Source organism: Pelatocladus sp., assembly GCF_059505505.1.
Window position 1 is genome coordinate 1 of sequence record NZ_JCACKS010000125.1, and the last position, 6,668, is coordinate 6,668.

Below are 6,668 nucleotides of genomic sequence, written 5' to 3' on the forward strand. Positions count from 1 at the left end.
AATTTTACTTTCTACCATTTTTTTGTACCTAAATCATATTCCGGACGAGTCTAATATCGGGTTTTAAAGTTGTAAATTTATCATGTGCTGTGAAAAATATAGATACTAAGATTTTGCACATAGCTGTGGCGATTTCTAATCGCTACAGCTATGTGCAAAAGATTTCAGGATAACTATTTGGTAAGTACAACCTCATCAAAAGTAGTATCAACAGAGACTTCAGTCCAAGCATCTAGTTCAGCTTTGACTGAATCCAGCTTGGTATTAATAGCAGAAATTGCATCTTCTCCTAGCACTAATCTCAGTGGTGGATTATCACTATCAACTGCTTTCATCATTGCTAGAGCTGCTTTTTTTGGATCACCTGGTTCGTTAAATTCCAATTTCAGATCTAGGATATCCCGCGCACCTTTACGCATAGTACCAATAACTGCTTCATAGTCATCAATTTGCATATCACTTATGGCCAGAGAACGTTTAACAAAATCTGTACGAAACGCACCAGGTTCAACAATTGTGATTTTGATACCCAACGGTGTAACTTCCTGAGCTAATGCTTCAGAAATACCTTCAATGGCAAATTTAGTACCATTATAAATTCCCGTGCCAGCATAAGACACAAAGCCACCCACTGATGAAACATTAATAATGTGTCCACTACGTTGTTTTCGCATATGAGGTAGTACTGTTCGTAGCACTTCTAAAACAGCAAAAAAGTTTGTTTCAAACTGACGACGAACTTCTTCATTGCTGACTTCTTCTATTGCTCCTAAAACACCATATCCAGCATTATTAACAAGTACATCAATGCGCCCAAAATTGGTAATTGCTTGTTTTACCGCTTCCCTTACCTCTTCAGGTTTAGTGACATCAAGTTGCACCGCTAATGTTTGATTTGGAAAACTTGCTGCTAAATCTTCTATCTGCTCTGGATTCCTTGCGGTTAGCACCACAATCTCACCCCGATCAAGCACTGTTTCTGCTAATGCTCGACCTAAACCCTTCGAGCTACCAGTAATAAACCATACCCGTTTTTGAGAAATTGAGGATGTTACCATAAAAATTCTCCCTTTACTTACTGGTGGTTATCAGCCATTTCCTGCATCTTTTTGCGGAGACTAAGCGGTCTCATGTCAGTCCATACTTCTTTGATATAGTTCAGACACTCTTGCTTCAAACCGTTTTTCCCTACATCTTTCCAACCAAGAGGATTTTCGCGGTCAGATGGCCAAATAGAATATTGTTCTTCGTGATTTACTACAACTTTGTAAATTGTTGTGTCTTCTTTGTCGTCTTGATACATAATTGACCTGTTTATTTTGATTATTTATGCTTTTATCTCTATTTACTAGCTTTTACTCTGAGCAAATTTAAACATTGAAATTCTAGAAATGTTAATCCAAATACAACTAACATAAATAAAATATCTGCAACAAGCATACCATAATATATACCTCTTACACCTAATGTCTTGGAAAATAAAAGTACTATTGGTACAATTAAAATTATGCTTCTTAACAAAATAACTACTAACACAGTTTTACCTTTGCCTATAGATAGGAAAAGAGTATTGCTAAAGTATGCTAAAGGCCAAATAGGAATTAATATACTCAAGATAATAAAATTCACTACATCATTTTGGGTAAAGTTAACATCTGGTAGAATCAAGCCCAAAAATGCCTTCGGTAGTAATTGTAAAGGCAACCAAATAAATATTGACAAAATAGTTCCAATGATTGCAAAAGTTAAGTATGATTTTTTTACCCTTTGATAATTTTGTGCGCCATAATTCATACCAATTATGGGTTGTAGTGCTTGGGCAAAACCAATGATGGGAATAAATACAAAGGAAGATACTTTTACTGTTGCTCCAAAGAAGGCAATATCACTATTTGTACCATAGTTAGAAATCAGGTTGAAAACTACGAAATCTTGAAGCAAGATTGTGAATGGATAAAAGAGTTCTGATATTCCTACTGACAATATTGCACCTATTATATCTATGGCGATCGCTCTTGTTTTGAAAATAACAGGAACCGAACTTTTACCAAAAATAAAATAAGCTAAATTAGCAATACTATAAACAATCATTGCTATAACTGTAGCAAGAGCAATTCCTTGTGTTTCCCAATTAAATAGACTAATAAATATATAATTTAAAACAATATTAATAATAACAAATAGCCAATCAAACATTGTAGTTAACTTAATTTTGCCTTCTGATTTAATCACCCGACTACAAGCTTCTGCTAATATCAAAAATACTGAACCTAATATATAAGTTTTAAAGTATTTTGTACCTTCTAAAGCAACTTCACCATTGCCTCCCATCAATAAAATTAATTCTTTCCCAAAACTGTAACCAATAATAGTGATGAGTGTTGCGATCGCAACACTCATCACTATTAAATTACTAAATATTTTAGACTGAGTTTTGGTATCTCCAGAACCAACAGATCGACTGAGAAGAGAAGCAGAACCTACTCCAATAGAGAGAGCAAATCCATTGATTATACTTGTCAGTGGCAATGCAATTGAAATACCAGCTAATGCATTTTCACCAATAAATCTACCTGCAAATAAAGCATCAATAAAAGTGTTCAAACTCAGCATCAATACCCCTAGAGTACTAGGAATTGATAACTTAAACATCAACCTAACAAGATTGCCTTCTAGGATTTCATTTGTGATTTGATTTTGTTTATACTCAGTCATCTTAGTAATGGTCATATTTTATCTTCAACTCAAATAAAAGAGATGTAAAATATTAATCAAATCCCATTCCTTTTCGCATATCTTGATAAAAATTGTCATAAAAATATTGATGTGGTACTAATCTTTTATACAAAGCATACAAATTGAGACGCCATGATGATTGCACGACGAAATATTGTCTTTTAGGTTTGGAAGCTGACAAAGCTTGCAAAATGGTATTTGCCACTTTTTCAGGTGGTAAACCTGCGCTACGATTGTCTTCTACCGAACCTTGCATATATATTTGATAATTCTTGCCATATATAGCTTTAATTTCCGGTGACATATTCGCTAGTGTTTGCTGATAACTAGCTTCTACTTTATCAGCCTGTTCTGGGGTTATAATTCCTGCTGGTAATATGGAAATAACTTCAATTCCACCAGAATATAATTCCATTCGTAAGGAATCTGTAAGTGCTTCAATGGCAAATTTTGAAGCAGATAAAAGACTTCTATAAGGTAGAGCTAATCTGCCACAAATTGCACTAATATTGATGATACGACCTTTGGCTTTTCGGATTAATGGTAAGAATGCTTGTATGACTGCAATTTGTCCAATAACATTAACTTCAAAATTAAATCTAATATCATCTATAGGAATACATTCTAATGGCCCATCTACTGCGACAACTGCGTTATTAATTAATGCGAATAATCCTTCATCATCAACCGCTAGCGAGACAAATTCAAATGCAGATTTAATTTCTTCGGCTTTTGTGATATCCATGATCATGGGTGTTAAATCACCAGATGCAACCTGTTTTAGTGACTCTGCATCTTTTTGTGTACGGACTCCAGCGAAAACGTGATATCCTTGCTTGGCGAGTGAAAGCGCCGTCACTCGACCTAAACCGGTAGATGTCCCTGTAATAACAACTGCGCCTTTATGATTCTGATTCATACAGATTTTTTCCAAGACATGAATAAATAATTAAATCCAAAAACTAAACCTGAAAATATAACTCCTCCTACACCCCCACACCCTTACACACCTATACTCTTGTTCAAATCAAAAACAAGTTGCTGTGGCTTTATTTGATGCTGGACGCCGACCATGCATAAGCATCTTCACACCAGTTTTGGCGTAACATTGATCATTGGAATGTTCTTGGTGTTCTGGTCGCTTGTTAACCAGCCCTAATTTATAGTTTGAAAGAATTGTTGCTAGCACAAGCTTCATTTGAAATATAGAAAAAGACCCTGCGATACAACTACGAGCGCCGCTACCAAAAGGTATAAATTCATAGGGAGAGAATTTTTTTTCTAGAAAGCGCTCTGGCTTAAATTGTTTTGGCTCTGGGTATACATCTTCACGTTGATGTGTGGAATAAATATTGGTAATGAGTACTGTACCCGGAATTAACTCATAACCCATAATTTCTACTGGTGACACTACCACCCTCGGCAGTGAAAATATTGGACTGGGATAAATTCGTAAAGACTCATTACAAACAGCATTGAGGTAGGGTAATGCAACAATCTTCATAGGATCTGGATTTTCACCCAGGCTATCGAGTTCTTCAAGCAATTTTTCGCGGACATCTGGTAAACGGTGAACCCAGTACAAGAACCAGGTCAGTGAATGTGTTGCACCATCCCGACTTGCTAATATTGGCAAAAACAGAAGATCGCGTACCTCTTCATCGCTAAATGGTTTACCTGTTTCATCACAAGCAAATATCAAATCGCAGAGCATATCATTGCGTGAAGGATCTGCTTCTTTACGGCGTTCTTGGATTTCACTATATAAGAATTGGAAAATTTCTTTGAGGAGATACCTATGGTATCCCCACGGACTGAGCCGACCTAAATTCACTTGTGTAAAAGGCAATTTTGTTGTGAGATCAAATAGCCAAAATTTTTCATATTTAATGCAAGAGGTATATAGTTCGTTAATTTTTTCATAACGCTCTCCTTCTCGCAATCCAATCACAACTTCTATAGCTATTTGTAAGGTAATTTTTGATAGAATTTCATGGGCAATAAAAGTTTTTGCGATCGCCTGTTGACTAATAATTTTTTGGGTGAGTTCGCAAATACTTTTACCACTAGCATTCATCCGTTCTCCGTGGTAAGCCTTCATTAACAGAGGACGACGATGTTTGTGAACTAAACCTTCAATATGAAGAATTCCTTGCTGTCCCATCTGTCCAACTGTAATTGGGGAATTTCCTGGAGGAAGACTAGAGATTGTAATTTCTTTGGTATTAGTTAAATACTGCTTTATTCCTGAAGGATTGCTGACGTAAATAACTGGTGTCGAACCAGACATAATAGTGACAATGTCGCCATAGCGTTTGTAAATAGTATCCAAACAGCCAAGGGGATTAGTATCGAGCTGCTGACGTAGCAGCCACAAGGGTATTTTCGGTCCCGGTGGTAGTGTCATAAATATTGTTTAATTCGATGATTTAATTCAGAAATATATATCAATAAAAGCGAGTTAAAATTATATTCAAAGGCTAAACTAAACCAGAAACTAATGACTGAAACTGTCCTTTATCCTGACGATGATTACGCATAACCATTTTCACACCACTAGCAGGAGAACAAATCAAACCTGCAAATTTAGGACGTTCTGGGCGTTGACTAACTAACTCTAATTGATAGCGTGAAAGAATAGTTGCTAGTATAAGTTTCATTTCAAATAAGGCAAAATTCGCACCAATACACACACGAGAACCGCCACCGAATGGCAAAAATTCGTAGGGAGAAAATTGTTTTTCTAAAAAGCGCTCTGGCTGAAATTGTTTGGAATTTGGATATAAATCTTCACGCTGATGGGTTGCATAAATATTACCAATAACTATCGTACCGGGATGTAGTTCATAGCCCATAATCTCAACGGTTGATTCTACCAATCTGGGAAATGTAAACAATTGAGTTGGGTAAATTCGCAAAATCTCATTACATACAGCACTTAAATAAGGTAATGTAACAATGCTCATAGGATCTGTGTTTTCACCAAGACTATCAAGTTCTTTGAGTAATTTTTCTCGCACATCTCTTAAGCGATGAATCCAGTACAAAGACCAACTAATAGCAGTTCCAGAAGCATCAACAGCTGCAAATATGGGTGATAATAAAAGATCACGCACCTCTTCATTGCTTAACTTTTCACCTGTTTCATCACAAGCAAATATCAAATCCCCAAGTATATCAGTGCGTGAGAAATCTGCTTGCTGACGACGTTCTTCAACTTCAGTTAATAACAATTGAAAAAGTTCTCGCCGTAAGTGAAGGAGGTATCCTTGTGGACTCCATCGACCTAAATCTTTTTCTCCAAAAATTTTGCTAAAAATTTTAACTATCAGAGATTGTCTATCGAGTTTCAGCAAAGATGCAAATAAATATTTAATTTTGTCATAGCGTTCTCCTTCTTGTAAACCAATTACCCGTTCTATTCCTACTTGGAAAGTAATATCTTCAATGACTGAATATGCTACAAAAGGTTTTCCAATAACTTGTTTATTCATGATCTTTTCTGTGAGTTCGCAAATACTTCGCCCACAGGCTTGCATCCGCGCTCCATGAAAAGCTTGCATTAAGAGTTTACGCCGATTTTTGTGAATTAAACCATCAAGTTGCAGGACTCCTTGATTTCCTGTGATCAAAGCGAAATTTTGGTTCAATTCACCTCTAGCTATAATTTCTTTGGTATTTGTAAAAATATTTTTGATCCCTGAAGGATTGCTGATGTAAACAATTGGCGTAGAATCAGACATTATGGTAACAATATCACCATAACGTTGAGAAATAGCATCCAAATAACTAAAAGGATTAGTCTCGAATTGCAAACTTAGTAGCCAAAATGGTATTTTCGGTCCAGGAGGTAGTTTCATCAGTTTCTTTGACTCCTATTAAGCTGTTATGCATTTAAATTGTGATGACAGCGTCGCCTTTATTTTTGAGTT

6 protein-coding genes are annotated in these 6,668 nt (G+C 35.9%); all 6 read right to left on the bottom strand.

Annotation, left to right across the window (positions count from 1 at the left end; genetic code table 11):
* Nucleotides 1-173: 173 nt before the first annotated feature.
* A complete protein-coding gene (locus AC5JMK_RS11265) occupies nt 174-1,058 on the bottom strand; it encodes an oxidoreductase (RefSeq protein ID WP_495910097.1) in 885 nt (294 codons plus the stop codon).
* 17 nt (nt 1,059-1,075) lie between these two features.
* On the bottom strand, nt 1,076-1,303 hold the full coding sequence (locus AC5JMK_RS11270) for an MbtH family protein (protein ID WP_096679456.1): 228 nt from the start codon (nt 1,301-1,303) through the stop codon (nt 1,076-1,078).
* A gap of 38 nt (nt 1,304-1,341) precedes the next feature.
* Entirely contained in the window at nt 1,342-2,730 is a 1,389-nt protein-coding gene (locus tag AC5JMK_RS11275; RefSeq protein WP_495910098.1) for an MATE family efflux transporter, read from the bottom strand.
* Nucleotides 2,731-2,767: 37 nt separating this feature from the next.
* Nucleotides 2,768-3,655, bottom strand: coding sequence for an SDR family NAD(P)-dependent oxidoreductase (locus AC5JMK_RS11280; RefSeq protein ID WP_495910099.1), 888 nt, complete (start codon nt 3,653-3,655; stop codon nt 2,768-2,770).
* A 108-nt stretch (nt 3,656-3,763) separates the two neighbouring features.
* The gene (locus AC5JMK_RS11285) at nt 3,764-5,143 is read right to left on the bottom strand and encodes a cytochrome P450 (RefSeq protein ID WP_096679460.1); all 1,380 of its coding nucleotides are present in this window, start codon (nt 5,141-5,143) and stop codon (nt 3,764-3,766) included.
* Nucleotides 5,144-5,216: 73 nt separating this feature from the next.
* A complete protein-coding gene (locus AC5JMK_RS11290; RefSeq protein ID WP_096679462.1) occupies nt 5,217-6,596 on the bottom strand; it encodes a cytochrome P450 in 1,380 nt (459 codons plus the stop codon).
* Nucleotides 6,597-6,668 lie beyond the last annotated feature (72 nt).

Excerpts from the sequence above, each read along its gene's own strand:
- AC5JMK_RS11265 (WP_495910097.1), bottom strand. The coding sequence starts at position 1,058 with ATGGTAACATCCTCAATTTCTCAAAAACGGGTATGGTTTATTACTGGT.
- AC5JMK_RS11270 (WP_096679456.1), bottom strand. The coding sequence starts at position 1,303 with ATGTATCAAGACGACAAAGAAGACACAACAATTTACAAAGTTGTAGTA.
- AC5JMK_RS11275 (WP_495910098.1), bottom strand. The coding sequence starts at position 2,730 with ATGACCATTACTAAGATGACTGAGTATAAACAAAATCAAATCACAAAT.
- AC5JMK_RS11280 (WP_495910099.1), bottom strand. The coding sequence starts at position 3,655 with ATGAATCAGAATCATAAAGGCGCAGTTGTTATTACAGGGACATCTACC.
- AC5JMK_RS11285 (WP_096679460.1), bottom strand. The coding sequence starts at position 5,143 with ATGACACTACCACCGGGACCGAAAATACCCTTGTGGCTGCTACGTCAG.
- AC5JMK_RS11290 (WP_096679462.1), bottom strand. The coding sequence starts at position 6,596 with ATGAAACTACCTCCTGGACCGAAAATACCATTTTGGCTACTAAGTTTG.